Source organism: Kitasatospora sp. NPDC056076, assembly GCF_042266305.1.
Lineage (GTDB): Bacteria > Actinomycetota > Actinomycetes > Streptomycetales > Streptomycetaceae > Kitasatospora.
In genome coordinates, this window is the sequence record NZ_JBHJWG010000023.1 from 108163 (window position 1) to 125443 (window position 17281).

Annotated in this window: 12 protein-coding genes; 3 read left to right on the forward strand and 9 right to left on the reverse strand. The window is 74.8% G+C overall.

The window, feature by feature from the left end; all coding sequences use genetic code 11:
- Positions 1-117: 117 nt before the first annotated feature.
- From ACFC1T_RS20570 to ACFC1T_RS20595, 6 genes are all read right to left on the reverse strand, one after another.
- A complete protein-coding gene (locus ACFC1T_RS20570) occupies positions 118-2388 on the reverse strand; it encodes a pyridoxal-phosphate dependent enzyme (RefSeq protein WP_375890536.1) in 2271 nt (756 codons plus the stop codon).
- A complete protein-coding gene (locus ACFC1T_RS20575) occupies positions 2378-3370 on the reverse strand; it encodes a kinase (protein WP_375890538.1) in 993 nt (330 codons plus the stop codon). Before ACFC1T_RS20575 ends, ACFC1T_RS20570 begins: the two co-directional genes overlap by 11 nt.
- Positions 3367-4866, reverse strand: a complete 1500-nt coding sequence (locus ACFC1T_RS20580; RefSeq protein WP_375890539.1) for a lyase family protein — start codon at positions 4864-4866, stop codon at positions 3367-3369. The genes ACFC1T_RS20575 and ACFC1T_RS20580 overlap by 4 nt, the downstream gene beginning before the upstream one ends.
- Entirely contained in the window at positions 4863-6464 is a 1602-nt protein-coding gene (locus tag ACFC1T_RS20585; RefSeq protein ID WP_375890541.1) for a condensation domain-containing protein, read from the reverse strand. The genes ACFC1T_RS20580 and ACFC1T_RS20585 overlap by 4 nt, the downstream gene beginning before the upstream one ends.
- Positions 6465-6543: 79 nt before the next feature.
- Complete coding sequence (locus ACFC1T_RS20590; protein WP_375890542.1) at positions 6544-7257, reverse strand: thioesterase II family protein; 714 nt, start codon at positions 7255-7257, stop codon at positions 6544-6546.
- A gap of 571 nt (positions 7258-7828) precedes the next feature.
- The gene (locus ACFC1T_RS20595; RefSeq protein ID WP_375890544.1) at positions 7829-9523 is read right to left on the reverse strand and encodes an ADP-ribosyltransferase domain-containing protein; all 1695 of its coding nucleotides are present in this window, start codon (positions 9521-9523) and stop codon (positions 7829-7831) included.
- A 254-nt stretch (positions 9524-9777) separates the two neighbouring features.
- On the opposite strand from ACFC1T_RS20595, the gene ACFC1T_RS20600 reads away from it, so the two are divergent.
- Positions 9778-10458: a macro domain-containing protein gene (locus ACFC1T_RS20600; RefSeq protein WP_375890546.1), complete on the forward strand. Its 681-nt coding sequence runs from the start codon at positions 9778-9780 to the stop codon at positions 10456-10458.
- A 41-nt stretch (positions 10459-10499) separates the two neighbouring features.
- On the opposite strand, the gene ACFC1T_RS20605 is transcribed toward ACFC1T_RS20600, so the two are convergent.
- A complete protein-coding gene (locus ACFC1T_RS20605) occupies positions 10500-11219 on the reverse strand; it encodes a TetR/AcrR family transcriptional regulator (protein ID WP_375890548.1) in 720 nt (239 codons plus the stop codon).
- Between the two features lie 101 nt (positions 11220-11320).
- On the opposite strand from ACFC1T_RS20605, the gene ACFC1T_RS20610 reads away from it, so the two are divergent.
- The gene (locus ACFC1T_RS20610; RefSeq protein WP_375890550.1) at positions 11321-12334 is read left to right on the forward strand and encodes a zinc-binding dehydrogenase; all 1014 of its coding nucleotides are present in this window, start codon (positions 11321-11323) and stop codon (positions 12332-12334) included.
- 84 nt (positions 12335-12418) lie between these two features.
- Here the strand turns inward: ACFC1T_RS20610 and ACFC1T_RS20615 are convergent, their stop codons facing one another.
- Positions 12419-13117, reverse strand: coding sequence for a hypothetical protein (locus tag ACFC1T_RS20615; RefSeq protein ID WP_375890552.1), 699 nt, complete (start codon positions 13115-13117; stop codon positions 12419-12421).
- Positions 13118-13140: 23 nt separating this feature from the next.
- Positions 13141-14202, reverse strand: coding sequence for an SUKH-4 family immunity protein (locus tag ACFC1T_RS20620; protein WP_375890554.1), 1062 nt, complete (start codon positions 14200-14202; stop codon positions 13141-13143).
- Between the two features lie 244 nt (positions 14203-14446).
- Between ACFC1T_RS20620 and ACFC1T_RS20625 the strand changes: the two genes are divergently transcribed.
- The gene (locus ACFC1T_RS20625) at positions 14447-17245 is read left to right on the forward strand and encodes a penicillin acylase family protein (RefSeq protein ID WP_375890555.1); all 2799 of its coding nucleotides are present in this window, start codon (positions 14447-14449) and stop codon (positions 17243-17245) included.
- The last annotated feature ends 36 nt before the right edge of the window (positions 17246-17281 follow it).

A 17281-nucleotide genomic window follows, 5' to 3' on the forward strand; every position in this document is an offset into this window, starting at 1 on the left:
CACGACGGGAGGGCCGGCGGCCGCTGAGCGGTCCGCCGGCCCTCCCTCGTACTCCGATTCCTCGTACCCCGATTCCTCGTACTCCGGCTACTCGTACTCCGGCTACTCGTACTCCGGCTACTCGGCCTCGACCACGACCGTCAGCTCGGCCAGCGCGGCGTCCAGCGCCTCGCCCACCTCCTCGGGGCCGTCCCCGACCGCGATCACGTGCCCCAGCCGGTCGTACGCCTCGCGGACCGGCCGCACCGCGCGCCCGGCGGCCGCCGTCACGGTGACCCGCTCCACCCCGGCGACCGCGGCCGCCCGCTCGACGCCCTCGACGGCCGTCAGCCGGCCCTCCCCGGCGGCGATCAGGAAGCGGATCCCGGCCGAACGGGACCGTTCCGGGGTCAGGTTCAGCGGCAGCCCGGCGGCGGCCCGGATCTGCTGGTCCAGCAGGTCGATGCCGGTCGCGGGCCGGATCAGCTCCGGGATCATGCCGCCGGCCAGCCGGGCGTTGATCTCGATCACGGCCGGCCCGTCGGCGGTCAGCCGCAGTTCGACGTGCGCCGGGCCGCGCTCCAGGCCGACCGCCTCCAGGGCGCGCCGGGCGGTGTCGGCCATCGCCGCCGCCGTCTCCTCGGGCAGCACCGCCGGGAACAGGTGCCCGGTCTCCACGAAGTACGGCAGCTCGCTGACGGTGCGCTGGGTGATGCCGACGCAGGAGGTCCCGCCGTCCGCCCGGAACATCTCGGCGCTGAACTCCGGCCCGGTCAGGTACTCCTCCACCAGCACCGTCCCGGCGCTGGCCTGGCCGCGCACGTTGCGGGTGACGGCCAGCAGCTTGCGGGCCTGCTCGGCGACGGTGGCGGCGTCCTCGCACCAGAGCACCTCGTGCGAGCCGGACTCGTCCACCGGCTTCACCACGCAGGGCAGGCCCACCGCCGCGACCGCCGCCTCGACCTCGGCCGGGTCGCGCACCTCGGCGAACCGGGGCTGGCGCACCCCGTGCGCCAGCAGGGTGCGCCGGGTCGCCGACTTGTCCCGGCAGGCGGCCAGCGCCGCCGCCGGGTTGGCCGCCACGCCCAGCCCCTCGGCCAGTGCGGCCGACTGGACCAGGTAGTACTCGCTGGTCGTGGTCACGCCCGCCACCTCGCGGTCGCCGGCGGCCACCTCGGCGGCCTTGCGCAGCGCCTCCGGGTCGTCGGTGTCGCAGACCACCACCCGGGCGCCGGTCTCGGCCAGGCCCTGGTAGCGGGCCGGGTCCACCACGAACAGCACCGGCTCCAGGCCGAGCCGCACCGCCGTGGTCAGCGCGAGCATGCCGGTGCCGGTGGTGTTGGACTCCACGAAGAACAGCAGTGGGCGCTCCCGGCGGGATATCCGCGCGTACGACCAGGTGCTGACCAGCTCGCCGTAGCGGACGGGGGTGGGCTCGGTGGCGATCACGGGGGTCCGGTCGGCGCCGGCCTCCGCGGCGGAACCGGACACCGCGGCGTCGGCGGCGTACACCGTCTCCACGTAGCGGTCGCCGCGGTCCGGCATGATGCCGACCAGCTTGGTGCCGGGCTCGGCGTGCGCCGCCAGGTGGGTCAGCACCCGGTAGACCGAGCCGGAGGTGTTCCCGGCGAAGATCTTCTGCTCCCGGGCCAGCGCCCGGGTCGCGTCGAAGGCCTCGTCGTCGGAGAGCCAGTGCACCTCGTCGATCAGCCGGTAGTCGATGTTGTCCGGGTAGAGGCTGTTGCCGAGGCCGGACTGGCGCCGGGTCGGTACGTCGGGCTGGCCGAACAGCACGCTGCCGACGGCGTCCACGCCGACCACCGTCAGCTCGGGGAAACGTTCCAGCAGGGCCCGGGACGTCCCGCACAGCGAACCGCCGCTGCCCACCGAGCCCACCACCACGTCCACCGTGCCGAGGTCGGCCACCAGCTCCTCGGCCAGGCCCCGGTAGGCCGCCGGGTTCTGCGGGTTGGAGTACTGCTGCGGCCAGAACGCGCCCGGCAGACCGGTCATCAGCTCGGCCAGCAGGTCCAGCCGGGCCGACTGCCAGCCCTGGTCGCCCATCGCCGACACCACGTGCACCTCGCAGCCCAGGGTGCGCAGCTTGGCCAGGGTGATCGGGTCGATCCGCGGGTCGGTGACGATGTGCACCGGGTGCCCGAGGTGGGTGCCCACCAGCGCCAGGCCGAGCGCCATCGTCCCCGAGGAGCTCTCCACGATCGGCGCCCCGGGCCGCAGGGCCCCGGAGCGGCGGGCCTCGGTGACGACCTGCCGGGCCACCCGGTCCTTCATCGCGAAGGTGTTCGCCAGCTCCAGCTTCGCGTACACCTCGACGCCCTCCGGCGCGGGCACCCGCAGCCGGACCAGTGGCGTGTGGCCGATGGCGTCGACGATCGATTCATGCCGCATCAGCAAGCTCCATGTCCTGAAGGGTGAGGGCCCGGACCGTGGTGGTGGTGCCGGGCAGGGTCGAACAGGCCGCCAGGGCGGCGGCGAGCCGGGGCCCGTGGTCGGCGTCGTTCTCGTCCAGCAGGACGCCCAGCAGGGTGCCGCTGTGCGCGCACACCACCCCGGCGGCGCCGACCCGTTCGGCGATCGCCAGCACCGCGTCCAGGTTGCGCTTGGGCGCCAGGCGCTGGTTCAGCACCGCGCTGCGGGTGGTCACCGCCCCCACCCGCGCGAGGTCCCCGGCCCGCAGCGCCGCACCCAGCTCCGCCAGCAGCTCCGCGTACTCGGCGCGCTGCGCCGGGGAGAACACCTTCGGCACCCGGTTGAACGCCACCGTGTCCAGCAGCCCGCCCTCGTCCACCGCGACCACGGTCGCCGCCGGCAGGCCGCCCAGGCGCTCGCGCAGCCGCACCTCGCGGTGCTCGAAGGCCACCACCTCGGGGTGCATCACCCCGTCGGTCGGCTCGATCGGGCGCAGCCAGCGCTCCACCTCGGCGGGCGAGGTGTCCAGGCCCACCGCGGCGCCGACCGCCCGCACGGTGGCCACCAGGTCGGCCGAGGAGCTGGCCATGCCCTTGCCGACCGGCAGGTCGCCGTCCAGCAGCAGCACCCCGCCGGCCGGGCGCCCGCAGGCCGCGAGCATCGCCTCGGCCACCCGCCGGGTCTTGGTCTTGTGCGAGGGGAACACCCGCAGCGGGCCGCCCGGGTCGAGCCGGAAGCGGGCCCGCGCCCAGCGGTCCACCGGCAGCGTCACCAGGAACTCCTGGCCGCCGGGCAGGGCACCCTGGAGCAGCTCGCCGAAGGTGCCGAAGGCGCGGGCCGAACCGGTGCGCAGGTCGACGCCGGGGCGGGGGGAGGCGAAGGACGGCCGGCGCGGCGGCGGGACGGCGCCGGCGGACGGGGCCGCCGCCGGGGCCGGGCGCGCGGCGGAGGGCGGGGTCACCGCTGCGCCGGGGAGTCCGCCGGGGCCGCGAGCAGCGCCGTGACCTCGTCCGCGGCCGCCCCCGCGACCGCGGTCCGCTCCGCCCAGCACTCGGTCAACCGCTCCTGCTCGGCGTCGAGTTCGGCGAGGGTGGCGCGGACCTGGTCGGGGTGGGTCGAGCCGACCGAGGTCTTGGCGCGCAGGCCCGCCTCGACGCTCAGCGAGGCCGCCAGCAGCGCCTTCGGCCCGGCCAGCCGGTGCCCGGCCTCCTCCGCGACCGCCGCCAGCAGCGCCGCGTCCCCGTCGGCCGGGGCCAGGCCCTTGTCCAGCGCGGCCTTGATGTAGCGCCCGGCGATGATCTGCGCCGTCCGCCAGGGCACGCCCTCGTCCAGGGTCAGCCGGTTGGCCAGGGTGAAGCCGCCGAGGAACTCGCCCTCGCAGGCCGCCCGCATCCGGTCGGTGCGGAACACCAGCCCGGTGACCACGGCGTGCGCCAGCCGCAGGGTCGAGCGCAGCGCCTCGGTCTGCACCCGCAGGTGGGCGCCGGCCTCCTTGGACACCTCGACGGTGTTGGTGTACGGGGTGTTGCGCTGGGCCGCCGCCAGTTCGGCCGCGCTGCCCGCGACCAGCGCGCAGCGGCCGCGGATCCGCTCCAGCACGGGGAAGTTCTTCTTCTGCGGCATCGCGGCGGAGATCCCGGACAGCTCGTCCGGGAGGTCGAGGAAGCCGTGGGCGCTGCCGCCCCAGGCCATCAGGTCGGTGGTGAAGCGGCTCAGCGCGACGGCGAAGTTCGCCGCCTCGGCCGCGATCGCCAGCGCCCAGCCGCGCGAGGCGACGGCGACCAGGGCGTGCGGCTGGGGCCGGGCGAAGCCGAGCAGCCCGGCCATCCGGGAGCGGTCCCAGTCGAGTTCCTGCCCGGCCATGCTGCCCGCGCCCAGCGGGCAGGCGTCGATCTCGTCGTACGCGGCCAGCAGTCGGCGCACGGCGGTCAGCGTCTCGCTGGACAGCGCGGCCAGGTAGAAGCCGGGGCTGATCACCTGGGCGGCCTGGGCGTGGGTGTAGCCGGGCATCGGCACCTCGACGGCGCCCGCGGCGAGCGCCCGGACGGCCGCGTCGAAGGCCAGCAGGTCGGCGGCCAGCGCCCGGACCTGCTCGCGGGCGGACAGCAGCTGGGCGCAGACCTGGAGGTCGTTGCGGCTGCGGTCGGCGTGCCAGGCGGCGAACGGCGGGACCGGGCCGGCCGCGACGTGCCGTTCCAGGGCGAAGGAGATGTCCGACATGTTCTCGCTCGGGTTCGCCCGGATGCCGTCCTGGTCGACGGTGTCCAGGCGGGCGGCGATCGCGGCGGTGCCGGGGCCGTCGACCAGCTCCATCCGCCGGTACTCCAGCAGCAGCACCTTCTCGATCGCCACGTAGTGCCGCAGCAGGTGCTCGGCCTCGTAGGCGAACTGGGGTGCCAGCACCTCCTCGTGCCACACCTCGCTCGGGATGCCGACGATCCGACCGGTCACCGTCATTGCGTGCTCCTCAGAAGAACCGATGGGGCGGACCGGCCCTCGCCCGGACCCTCCGGCCCGGCCGGTCCGGGGCTGCCGGTGGGGAAACTCTCGGCCCGGCCGTCCCCGCCCGCGCCGGGTGCCGGGCGGGCGGCGGGGGTCCGACCGGTGGCGGGTGCCGGGCCGATGGCGGGTGCCGGGCGGGCAGCAGGTGTCCGGTCGGCGGCGGCCGCGGGCAGGCCGGACAGCGGGGCGGCCGGCTCGGCGAGACCGGCGGCGAGCAGCGCCAGGTAGTCGTCGAGCAGGGCGCGCGCGGTGGCGGGGGCGAACAGCTCGGTGTCGTACACCAACCGGGCGGCGCGGTCGGCCACTTCGAGCAGCAGGTCGTCCTCGGCGTACCCGCAGGGGGCGCCGAGCTCGCCCTCGGCGAGGGTGAACGCCAGCTGGTGGACGGGCGCGCCCGGCGGCTGCCCGGCGGACGGCTCCGCCGGGTCCGCCACGTCCTGCAGGTCCGCGACGGACAGCTCCTGGTGCTGCCAGGCGGCCGAGGCGACGTCCCGGACGCGCTCCACCAGCGCGGCGAAGGACGGGTCGCCGGAGGTGTCCAGCCGCAGCACCACCTGGCCGGCCAGCGCCCCGACCAGCGACAGCGTCTCGGGGCCGCGCCGGCCCGAGACGGGCACGCCGATCAGGTGGTCGGTCCGGCCGGAGCGGTGGTGCAGCAGCGCCGCGTAACCGGCCAGCAGCACCGGGGCCGGCGACCCGCCGAGCCGGCGGGCGCCCGCCCGCAGCGCGGCCGCCAGGCCGGACGGGAACTCGGCGCGGACCTCGGCGCCCGCGAAGGCGCGGACGGCCGGGCGGGGCCGGTCCAGCGGGAGGCCGTGCCCGGACGGCCGTCCGGCCAGCCGGGAGCGCCAGAACTCGGCCGTGTCCGCGTGGGGTTCCGGCCGGTCCTGGTCGTACTGCCGGCCCTGTTCGTACCGCCGGTCCCGCCCGCGCCGGCGCGCCCGCTCGTACCGGTCCCGCCCGTGCTGCCGGTCCGCGTGGTCGGCGAAGTCCAGCAGCCGGTCCGGCAGCACCGGGGCCCGGCCCTGCTCCTCGGCGGCGCACAGTTCGGCGAGTTCGGCGTTCAGCAGGAACAACGAGGCCGGGTCGCAGACCAGTTGGTGGGCGACCAGGACCACCGCCCAGTCCGCCTCACCGAGCCGGACGGCGACGGCCCGCCACAGCGGCGCCCGGGCCGGGTCGAAGGGCAGCACGGCGGCCTGGTCGGCGATCTCGGCGAGCCGCTCGGCGCGCTTGCCGTCGTCCGGACCGCTGAGGTCGGTGAACTCCACCGGCAGCTCGATCCCCGGGTGGACCACCTGCCGCAGCTCGCCGTCCAGCACCCGTACCGAGGTCCGCAGCGCGGTGTGCCGGGCGGTCAGCGCGGCCAGCGCCGAACGGACCTGCTCCCCGTCGACCGCGGCGTCCAACCGGAAGGTGTCGGCCACGTGCTGGAGCAGCAGGCCCCCGGAGCGCCGGCCGGTCCGCCAGACCAGTTCCTGGCCGTGGGCCGCCCGGGCGATCCGCGCCCCCTCCGCCCCGGGCCCGGCCGACCCGGTGGTTCCATCCGCCATCGCAGTTCCTGACCTCGTCGTTCCAACCGTCGCGGACTGGGGCCTGCCTGTCTCGGGGCCCCTGCCGGGGCCCGCGGCATCACGCCACGGGGCTCCCGATCCCGGCACGAACGGCCCGGCTGATCGCGTCCAGGTTGTCGTCGAGGAAGAAGTGACCGCCCGGCAGGACGTGTTGGGCGAACGGTCCGGTGGTGTGCGCGGCCCAGCCGGCCGCGTCCTCGGGCCGGGCCGAGGCGTCCTCGTTGCCGACGAAGGCGGTGATCGGTACCGGCACCGGCGGTTCGTCACCGCAGTCGTAGGCGTCCAACCAGCCGAAGTCGGCCCGGCAGACGGGCAGGACGAGTTCCAGCAGTTCCGGCTCGTCCAGCACGAAGGCGGGCAGGCCACCGCCGCGCACCAGCCGCTGGAGCATGGCGTCGTCCGGCAGTGCCGACAGGCCGTCGAAGATGTCGTCGCCCCGCGGCAGGTCGGGCCGCGGGCAGCCCGACACGAAGAGGTGGACGGGCAGTTCGGCCCCGGACCGGCGCAGCCACCGGACCACCTCGAAGGCCAGCAGGCCGCCCATCGAGTGGCCGAACAGCGCGTACGGGCGGTCGGCGGTGGCCGCGACGGCCTCGGCGATCCGCTCCACGTCGACGGCCGCGGGCTCACCGAGGCGGCGCTCCCGGCCCGGCAGGGCCAGCGCGGCGACCTCGACCTCGGGGCCGAGCGCGGCCGGCCAGCGGGCGTAGATGGACGTGGCGCCGCCCGCATAGGGGAAGCAGACGAGCCTGACCGGCGCCTCCGGACGCAATTCTCGGGAAACGAACCATTTGTCGGGGAGTATCTGGCCGTTCACGGGCGCCATCCAGGAAGTCCGGCTTTTGGCCCGAGGTCGTCCGGAAAGTCCATGGTCTCCGAAGCGGCCTTTCTGGAAAAGATGTCAGAACTCATTCGATCCGTCACTGGATCGCCGCTCTGCGGAGGCCGGTCGTGCCGCCTGGTCGGTTCTGCCATCGAGGATGATGAATAGTGTGCCGATCAACCGCTGATGACTGTACCTCAGCTGAGTGAGCACGCTCAATAGTTGGCGATAACCGGCCAGCGGGCGGCAGCGCCCCCTCCCGAATGGGTCGATTCGACAACCCGCCCACCGCGCCCGGGAATCGGGGCGCAACTCGCGGGGAACTCCCATTGGCTTATCCGGCGGCGCCCCGTACGGCACGGCCCGGCGGCGGGTGGGCGCCGACCGGGCGGGGGCCGGACCGGACCGGGCGAGGGCCCCCGCCGTCCGGGCGGTCGGTCCACGAACCCGGCCACCCGGACGGCCGCCCGGCGAACGGGCGTTGGCGCGCCGGGGCGTCGGGGCCGTCCGGGCCACGGGCTCAGGACACCAGCGGCGCCCCCGCGACCTCGGTCAGCGTCACGGTGCACAGCCCGCCGCGCTGAACCTGCACGTCCGTGACCTCCAACTGGGTTCCGGGCAGCAGGATGTACTCCTCCTCCCCCGTGAACGCCGAGAACCGCTGGATGCCCGTGGCGCGCAGCGGCCGCACCTCGAACAGCGTCCGCTTGCCCCGGCTGCCCAGGAAGGACTTCGCCACACCCGGCTCGGAGGTGCAGGAGGACACCCCCCACCACGTCACCGTCCGCCCCAGCGGGTACTGCTTGCGCAGGTCCAGGGCCACCCCGCGCCAGAGCGGCTCCGTCCGCACCGGCAGCTGCGACACCGCCCCGAACAGCAGCCGCAGGTACGGCAGGTACGGCACCAGCCGGGCCCGGTCCGGGGAGCGCAGCACCGCGTTGATCTCCCGGTAGAACGCCGACTCACAGGTGTACAGGTACAGCGCGGCGATCGCGTCCGCGGACAGCCCGTCGGGCACCCCCGCGCCCCCGCGCCCGGCCGCCTGACCGGCCGCCTGCCCGGCCGCGCGCTCCGCCGCCCATTCGTCCGCCCGCCGCCTGCCGAACTCGTGCGACGACGTGACGTGCCGGTCCAGCCCGCGCAGCAGCTCGGCCACCGGGGCCACCGCCTCCCGGAAGTCCATCAGCGGCGTGTCGAACACCCCGCTGATGGCCGGGAGATCGAGACCCTCGTCCTTCACCCCGGCGAGCCGGTCCAGGTACAGCTGGTGCAGCTCCATGGTGGACGCGATGAACGCGCCCATCCGCTCGGCGACACCGCCGTCGGCGCCCCCGGCCGCCGCCGCGGCGGCGTCCCAGCCCTTGCTCGGCAGCCAGTCGATCCCGTCCGCGCCGAGCGAGGCGAGCGCGGCGTTCACCGCGGCGAAGTGCTCGTTGTCGCAGAAGATGTCGCCCTGGGCCGCCGGGTTGGCGTGGTCGATGTGCCGGACCTCGACCCCCGGGTACTTCTTCTCCAGCCGCTGCACCACGCTCTTCAAGCTGCGCGCGTGCGCACCCCACCAGGCGAAGACCACCCCCCGGTCCTCCTCCCCCGCCTGCTGCTTGGCCCGCAGGATCTCCTCCACGATCCGCTCGACCACCGGCCGCCAGAACCCGGTGTGCTGCTCCGGGCCCATCGCGCCGTCCGCACTGGCGGTCAGCGCCGCGTTCAGCAGCAGCACGCCCTGGGTCAGCATCGCCTGGAACCACTCTGGCGGCTGGACCGTCTCCTCCTTCTTCAACAGCGCGCGGATGTCCGCGATCGGCGTCTTCTTGGGTATGCCGTACTTCCACATCGCCGCGGCCTTGATGATGCAGCGAATGCTGATCACCCGGCCGAACTGGCTGTCCTTCCAGTCGTGGAAGGCGTTGTCGAACATCGCGATGCCGGTGGCGCTCTCCGGGCGCGGGTACGGGTTCTGCCCGAAGACCACCACCTTCCACCGGTGCGGGGCGTGCGGCTTGAGCGCCTGGAAGGTCAGCTCGCGGACCGGCACGACCTCCGAACCGCGCTCCGGGCCGATGAACGAGGCCGCACCGGGCTGCGCCTCGATCACCGGCTTGAGCACCGGCAGCCACGGCTCGCCGCCGCCCCGGAACAGCTCCGCGAGGGCCAACGGGTCGTTCGGGTCGTTCGTTCCGGGCTGGTCGGTGGCGGAGGTGTCGGCAGCGCTCATGGTGGTACTCCGGCTGGTCGGGTCACGGAAAGGCGTCGAATGACGGTCCGTCAGCTCTCCGGCGGACGACACATTCCTAACAGCCCGCACCGACATTCCGACCCGTCGCTCCACCCGACGGTCCACCCGGCGCTCCACCTGCCCGAACGGCCCCGGACGGATTGTCAGTGGCACCCGCTAGCGTCGGATTCGACCGGGAGCACGACACGGAGAACGACAGGGAGAACCCCTCCCCGTACGAAAGGAGTTGCCGCATGACGACGGACCGCGCGCAGTCCCCGCTCAGGGTGGTACTGACGGACCTCAACGCCTCGGTGGTCGAGTCCTGGCGGGCCGCCTTCGCCGACACCCCCGGCATCGAGATCCGGCAGGGCTCGATCCTCACCGAGCAGGTCGACGCCTGGGTCAGCCCGACCAATTCCAAGGGCCGGATGGACGGCGGGGCGGACGCCGCGATCAAGCGCCACCTGGGGGCGGGCATCCAGCTGAAGGTGCAGCGGAGGATACGCAGCGCCCACGCGGGCACGCTGCCGGTGGGCAGCGCGGTCTGCGTGCCCTCCGGTGCGGTCAACCCGAAGTTCCTGATCTCGGCGCCCACGATGCAGACCTCCTCGCAGAACGTGAGCGAGACCTTGAACGTCGCCCTCGCCTGCGCCGCCGCCTTCCAGGCCGTCCACCGGCAGAACCTGCTCGTGCCGGACAGCATCCGGTCGGTGGCCCTGGTCGGCATGGGCGCGCAGACCGGCCGGGTGCCGGCCCGGGTGTGCGCCAACCTGATGTGGACGGGCTACACCCTCTTCCAGGACCACCGGTTCGAGGACGACGACGAGCTGCGCGCCACCATCCTCGCCCAGCTGGACGACCTGGAGCAGGCGCCTGCCACCACCCGGGTCCGCATCGCGACGCCCCCGGCCCGCAGCCGCTCCGGGCGGTAGTCCGGTTCCGCCGGCAGTTCCGTCGGAAGCCCCGCCGGCCCTCAGGCCGCGCCGAGCGCCAAGCGGATCCAGCGCTCCGCCTCCACCGTCGCCGTCGCCACGTCGAAGGCCTCCGGCGCGGCCGCCGCCTGCACCACCAGCCCCTTGAGCAGTCCCACGAAGGCGAACGCGAAGGCCCCGGCATCCACCCCTGCGCCGGGATCGACCCCGGCTCCGACCTCCACCCCTGCGCCCGCCCCGACGCCCGCCCCGGCCCGCAGCTCCCCGTCCGCCAGGCCCTGGCCGACCACGTCCGCCACCCAGCCGCGCGTCCGGGCGTCCAGCTCCGCCACCGCCGTCGTCAGTTCGGAGGTGCCCGCCAGCGCCTCGGCCCCCAGCACCACGAAGGCCCGGCCCAGGTCGGTCGGGTGCCGCACGCCCTCCAGCACGCCCCGGGCGAAGCGGCAGAGCTCCTCCGCCGCCCCGGCACCACTGCGCTCGGGCGCGGCCGCCGCCATCGCCTCGGCCAGCGCCTCCTCCTGCAGCCGGGCGAGCAGCGCGGCCTTGGAGCCGAAGTAGTGGGTGGCCAGGCCCCGGCTGAAACCCGCCTCCTCCCCCACCCTGGCCAGGGTGACCCCGGTGCTGCCGTGCTCGGCGATCAGCCGGGCGGCGGCGGCGATCAGCGCCGCCTCGGCGTGGGCGCGCCGTTCGGCCTGGGTGCGGCGGGCCGGGGGCCCCTGCGGAGCGGTCGCGCGGGTGGCCGGGTCATCGTGCGTGGGCATGGCACCATGCTAGGGTTGAACTTGCTTGTTGGCTAACAAGCAAGTTTGGGATGACGGAGCACTCCCCCGGCCCCGCCACCCCCGGCAGAAGGGAAGTCCCGATGACCGCCACGATGCTCGCCGGCCGCCTCGACGTCACCAAGGGCGCGTTCGCCGTCGAGGAGGTGCCCGTCCCGACCCCCGGCCCGGGCGAGGTGCTGATCAAGGTCGAGGCCGCGGGCGTCTGCCTCTCCGACGTCCACCTCATCGACGGCACCCTCAAGCCCTTCCTCCTCGACGGGGACAAGGTCACCCTCGGTCACGAGGTCGCGGGCACCGTGCACACCCTCGGCGAGGGCGTCACCACCGCCGCCGTCGGCGGCCGGGTACTGCTCCAAGCCGGCGAGACCCGCAACGGCCGGGTGCACACCCGCGGCGTGGACTACGACGGCGGCTGGGCCGAGTACGCCCTCGCCACCGCCACCACGCTCGTCCCGATACCCGACGAACTCCCCTTCGAGCAGGCCTGCTTCATCCCCGACGCGGTCTCCACCCCCTGGGCCGCCATCACCGGCACCGGCGCCGTCCGACCCGCCGAGCCGGTCGGCGTCTGGGGCGTCGGCGGACTCGGCGCCCACGGCGTCCAACTGCTGCGCGCCATCGGCGCCTTCCCGATCGTCGCCGTCGACCCGCTCCCTGCCGCCCGCGAGCGCGCCCTCGCCTTCGGCGCCGACGCCGCCCTCGACCCCACCGACCCCCGGTTCGCCGACCGCCTGCGCACGGCCACCGCCGGCCGTCCCCTCGCCGCCGCCTTCGACTTCGCCGGTGTCGCCGCCGTCCGCGAACAGGCCGTGGCCGCCCTCGGCGAACGCGGCCGCCTGGTCCTGGTCGGCCTCACCGACAAGCCGCTGACCATCACCAAGGGCACCATGGTCAGCTACCTGCGCCAGCAGATCCTCGGCCACTACGGCTCCGACGGCCAGGACGTCATCGACCTGGTCGACCTGGTCCGCGGCGGCCGCCTCGACTTCGCCCGCTCGGTCAGCGGCACCTTCCCGCTCGCCGACGCCGCCCGCGCCGTCCAGGCCCTGGAGCGCAAGGAAGGCAACCCCATCCGCCTCGTCCTCAAGCCCTGACCGGCGCCCCCCGCACCTGCCCGACTGAGCCGGGCACGGCACCGGGCCGGCCGCCGCCCCTGCGGCTGCCGGCCCGCACGCGTCCTACTCCACGGGCGACACGTGCAACACCGGCCGGGCCGGCTCCGGTCCGGCCGCCCCCTTCGACTCCAGGTACAGCCGCGTCCGGAACACCCCGAACAGACCGACCGTCAGCGACGACCCCGCCCAGAGAACCAGCCCGCCACCGGCCATCAGCAACGCCCCCGGCCCCCGATCGGCGGCCGTCGCTCCGACCAGGAACAGCACGACGGAGGGCAGGAAGGCCACGACGAACGGCAGCCCGAGCAGAGTCGTCCCCCGCAGGAAGGCCCCGGTGTCCCGCCGGTACACCTCCCGCGACCCGCGCATCGCCGCCCGCACCCCCACCCCGTCGAGCACCACCGCCGGCACCACCAGGTAGTTCCGCAGCGACCACGGCAGGCCGACCACCAGCAGTGCGCTCAGCACCTGCACGACACCGGCCGGCGCCCACCCCGCCAAGACCCGCCACCGCCCGGCCGCCCGCCCGTAGCCGGACCGGACCCCCACCGGCTGCCCCCGCAGGGCACCCGCAGCAGCGACCAGGACCGCCGCGTTGCCGAACACCGCCAGGAACGAGAGCAGCGGCAGCCCCGCCACCCCCAGCAGCACACTCCCCCCGAGCCGGACCTCGGCCCACAGCAGCAGCCCGGCCGCACCGCCCACCACCGCCACCGCGATCCCGGCCGGCAGCAGCACCTTCCCCCGCCACACCACGTTCATCAACACTCCGCCCACCAACGCCCTTACTCCAGCAGACTGCCCATGTGCCCGTCGTCGATCCGGATCGGCCAGAAGTGCTCCTCGCTCGCGAACGCCTCCGGATCGATCGCCCGCAGCGCCTCCTCGGCCGCGCCGTCGAACAGCTCGCACGGGTCGAAGACCGACCAGGGGGCTTCCTTCCGCTCCCGGTACGCCTCCTCCCGCGCGGCGCGCAGCCGGTGGAACGTCCAGAGCGTGTACAGCAGCGCGGAGAGGTCGCGGTGCAGGTAGGCGGCCGTCCCGCCGTCGCCCCACACATCGGTGAGCTCGACCCGCCCGGTCGCGCCGTCGAGCAGCACGTCGAAGTCGTACATCCACCCGCCGAGCACCGGGAACCCGCGCTGGTACGCCCGCTCCGAGGGCTCCTCCTCGTCGTCCTCGGGCTCGTAACCCCCCAGCGGCCCTTCGGCATCGACCTCCAGCACGCACCGCCCGGACACCGGCAGGCCGACCTCGGTCAGCAGCCGCCGGGTCGGACCGTGCGTCACGTTCGCGGGCAGCTCGTCCTCCCCGAACCGACGGACGCCGCCCTCCCCCTCCGCCGTGGCCAGGTCCGCCACCAGGGCCGGAGTGACGGCGTACGCCGACTCCCCCGGCCCGCCCGGCCCGGCACCCCACGCCAGGGCACGGACCGTCACCGCCGCCTCCCAGTGCGCGGGCCGGCCACCCGTCCGCCGGTACAGCTCCGGATCGGCCTCCCGCAGCAACCGCCGTCCGGTCTCCACGACCTCGGCCACTCCGGCGGGCCCGTACTCCGCTGCCCCGCCGAGCCCCTCGACCACCCGCGCCAGCGCCAGCAGACACGCCGTGCTGCTGGCCAGCAAGTCCCGCCGCAGCGCCCCGTCGTCCCCCGGCCGCCCGAGGAACACCTCCCCGCTCGCCCCGTCCAGCAGCACCGCCGCGGGCCCCTCCCAGCCCTCGTAACAGGCCTCCCCGAGCAGGGCGAACCCCTCGACCACCCGCGGCGGCTCCTCCCCCGCGGCCCCGAGGTCCAGGTACGCCCGCCCCCAGCACGACCCACCAGCAGCCAGCAGCTCCCGCCCCACCACGCACCCCTTGCCCCGCCGCCCCGCGCCGGAAGATCACCCACTACCGCGAGCGACCCTAACCGACCCCGCCGACACCCCGGCCCGCCGGAGGCCGTCCGCCCCCTCGCCCGGCCCCCGACACCCGACGCCCGGCACCCCCAACTCCGGCACCTCGCGGGCGAAATGGCATGCACGCCACTAGCCAACCGGCCAGTAGCGCCCCTACCGTCGACTCCCCGTGGCTTCGACGGAGGAGCTCGCCTTGCCCCCACGCACACGCCCCCACCCCCTCCGGTCCGCGGCCGTCGCGCTCGCGTCGGCCCTGTTCGTCACCGCCGCCCTGACCGCCCCCGCCACCGCCTCCCCCACCCCGGCCGCCGCCCCCGACTACTGCGGCGGCCGCTGCACCGACATCCTCCCGCCCGGCGAGAACGGCAACGCCACCCTCGCCGAGATCCTGCTCAACCGGATGTTCGGCAGCCGCCCGGCGCACACCGACGACCAGCTCGGCCCGTACTCGGCCCTGGCCTCCGGCTACCCGGGGCTGACCGAGGCCGGGTTGCGGAACTTCTTCAACGACGCCTCCTTCGGCGTCCCCGCCGACCAGGTGGCCAGCACCGTCAGCCCGCGCGCGGACGTGACGATCGTGCGCGACAAGGCCACCGGCGTCCCGCACATCAGCGGCACCACCCGCTACGGCACCGAGTTCGGCGCGGGCTACGCGGCCGCGCAGGACCGGCTCTGGGTGATGGACCTGTTCCGGCACGTCGGCCGCGGCCAGCTGTCCGGCTTCGCGGGCGGCGCGGCCGCCAACCGGCAGCTGGAGCAGAGCTTCTGGCAGGCCGCGCCGTACACCGAGGCCGAGCTGCAGCAGCAGATCGACGCGCTCGCCGCCCGCGGCGGCCGGGCCACCCAGGCACTCGCGGACGCCAACGCGTACCTGGACGGCATCAACCAGTACGCGAGCCAGGCGTACAACGCCCGGACCTTCCCCGGCGAGTACGACCTCACCGGCCACATCGACCCGATCACCAACGCCGGTTCGATCGAGCCGTTCAAGCTGACCGACCTGGTCGCCCTGGCCTCCGTGGTCGGCGCGCTGTTCGGCGCCGGCGGCGGCGGTGAACTCGCCTCCGCCCAGGTCAAGTCGACCGCCGAGGCCCGGTACGGCAAGGACGCCGGGGACGCGCTGTGGAAGTCGCTGCGCGAGTCCGACGACCCGGAGGCCGTCCGCACCCTGCACGACGGCCAGAGCTTCCCGTACGCGACGGTGCCGGACGCCCCGCAGGGCCAGGCCCTGCCGGACCCGGGCTCGGTGGTACCGGAGAAGGTGGTCTACGACGCCACCGGCTCGGCGAACTCCGCGACCACGAAGGCGGACGGCGTCCTGCCCGGCAACCTGCTCACCGCCAAGCACGGCATGTCCAACGCCCTGCTGGTCTCCGGCGCGCACACCGACGACGGCCACCCGGTCGCCGTGTTCGGCCCCCAGACCGGCTACTTCGCCCCGCAGTTGCTGATGCTGGAGGAGATCCAGGGCCCCGGGATCAGCGCCCGCGGCGCGGCCTTCGCCGGCCTCAGCTTCTACGTGCAGCTCGGCCGCGGCCAGGACTACGCCTGGAGCGCCACCTCGGCCGGGCAGGACATCACCGACACCTACGCCGTCCCGCTCTGCACCACCGACGGCTCCCCGGTCACCACCGCCGCCGGCTCCTACCTCTGGCACGGGCAGTGCCTGCCCTTCGACCGGCTGGAGCGCAAGGACGCCTGGAGCCCGACCACCGCCGACTCCACCGCGGCGGGCTCCTACACCCTGGTGATGTACCGCTCGAACTACGGCCTGGTGACGGCCCGCGGCACCGTCGGCGGGGCGCCCGTCGCCTTCACCTCGCTGCGCTCCACCTACCGCCACGAGGCCGATTCCATCATCGGCTTCCAGGAGTTGAACGACCCCGGCGCGGTGCACGACGCGCCGAGCTTCCAGCGGGCCGCGCAGGACATCAACTACACCTTCAACTGGTTCTACGCCGACTCCCGCGACATCGCCTACTACAACTCCGGCAGCAACCCGGTGCGCGCCCCCGGGGTGGACGCCGGACTGCCCGTACTCGCCCGACCCGCCTACGAGTGGGCCGACTTCGACCCCGCCACCAACACCGCCCGGTACACCCCGCCGGCCGAGCACCCGCAGTCCGTCAACCAGGACTACTACGTCTCCTGGAACAACAAGCAGGCGGACGGGTTCACGGCGGCCGGCTTCGGCAACGGCTCGGTGCACCGCGCCAACCTGCTCGACGACCGGGTCAAGGCACTGCTCCGGGGCGGCGGCAAGGCGAGCCGGGTCACCCTCACCCAGGCCATGGAGAGCGCCGCCCTGGCCGACCTGCGGGCCGAGGACGTCCTGCCCGACCTGATCCGGGTGCTGCGCAGCGCCCCGGTCACCGACCCGGCCGCCGCCACCGCGCTCCAGCAGCTGGAGGCCTGGCTCGCCGACGGCGCCCAGCGCAAGGAGACCTCGGCGGGCAGTCACGCCTACGCGGACGCGGCCGCGATCCGGGTGATGGACGCCTGGTGGCCGCTGGTCGCCGACGGCGTCATGCGGCCCGGGCTCGGTGACCAGCTGTTCTCGGCGCTGACCGGCGCCCTGCAGATCAACGAGTCGCCCTCCGGCGGCCAGACCGGCGCGACCGGCGGCGGCCCGGTGAGCGCCAACGAGGGCATCCCGCACAAGGGTTCGGCCTTCCAGTACGGCTGGTGGAGCTACCTGGACAAGGACCTGCGCGCCGTCCTCGGCGACCCGGTCGCCGGCCCGCTGGCCCGCCCGTTCTGCGGCGGCGGCGACCTCGCGGCCTGCCGCACCGTGCTGCAGACCACCCTGGCCAAGGCCGCCGCCCAGACCCCCGCCCAGGTCTACCCGGGCGACGCGGACTGCACGGCGGGCGACCAGTGGTGCGCCGACACCGTCATCCAGCGCCCGCTGGGCGGGGTGACGGACGCCAAGACCACCTGGCAGAACCGTCCGACCTACCAGCAGGTGGTGCAGTTCAGCGCCCACCGCTGACCGGCGACGAGCGGCCGCCGGTGCCCGGCCGGGCAC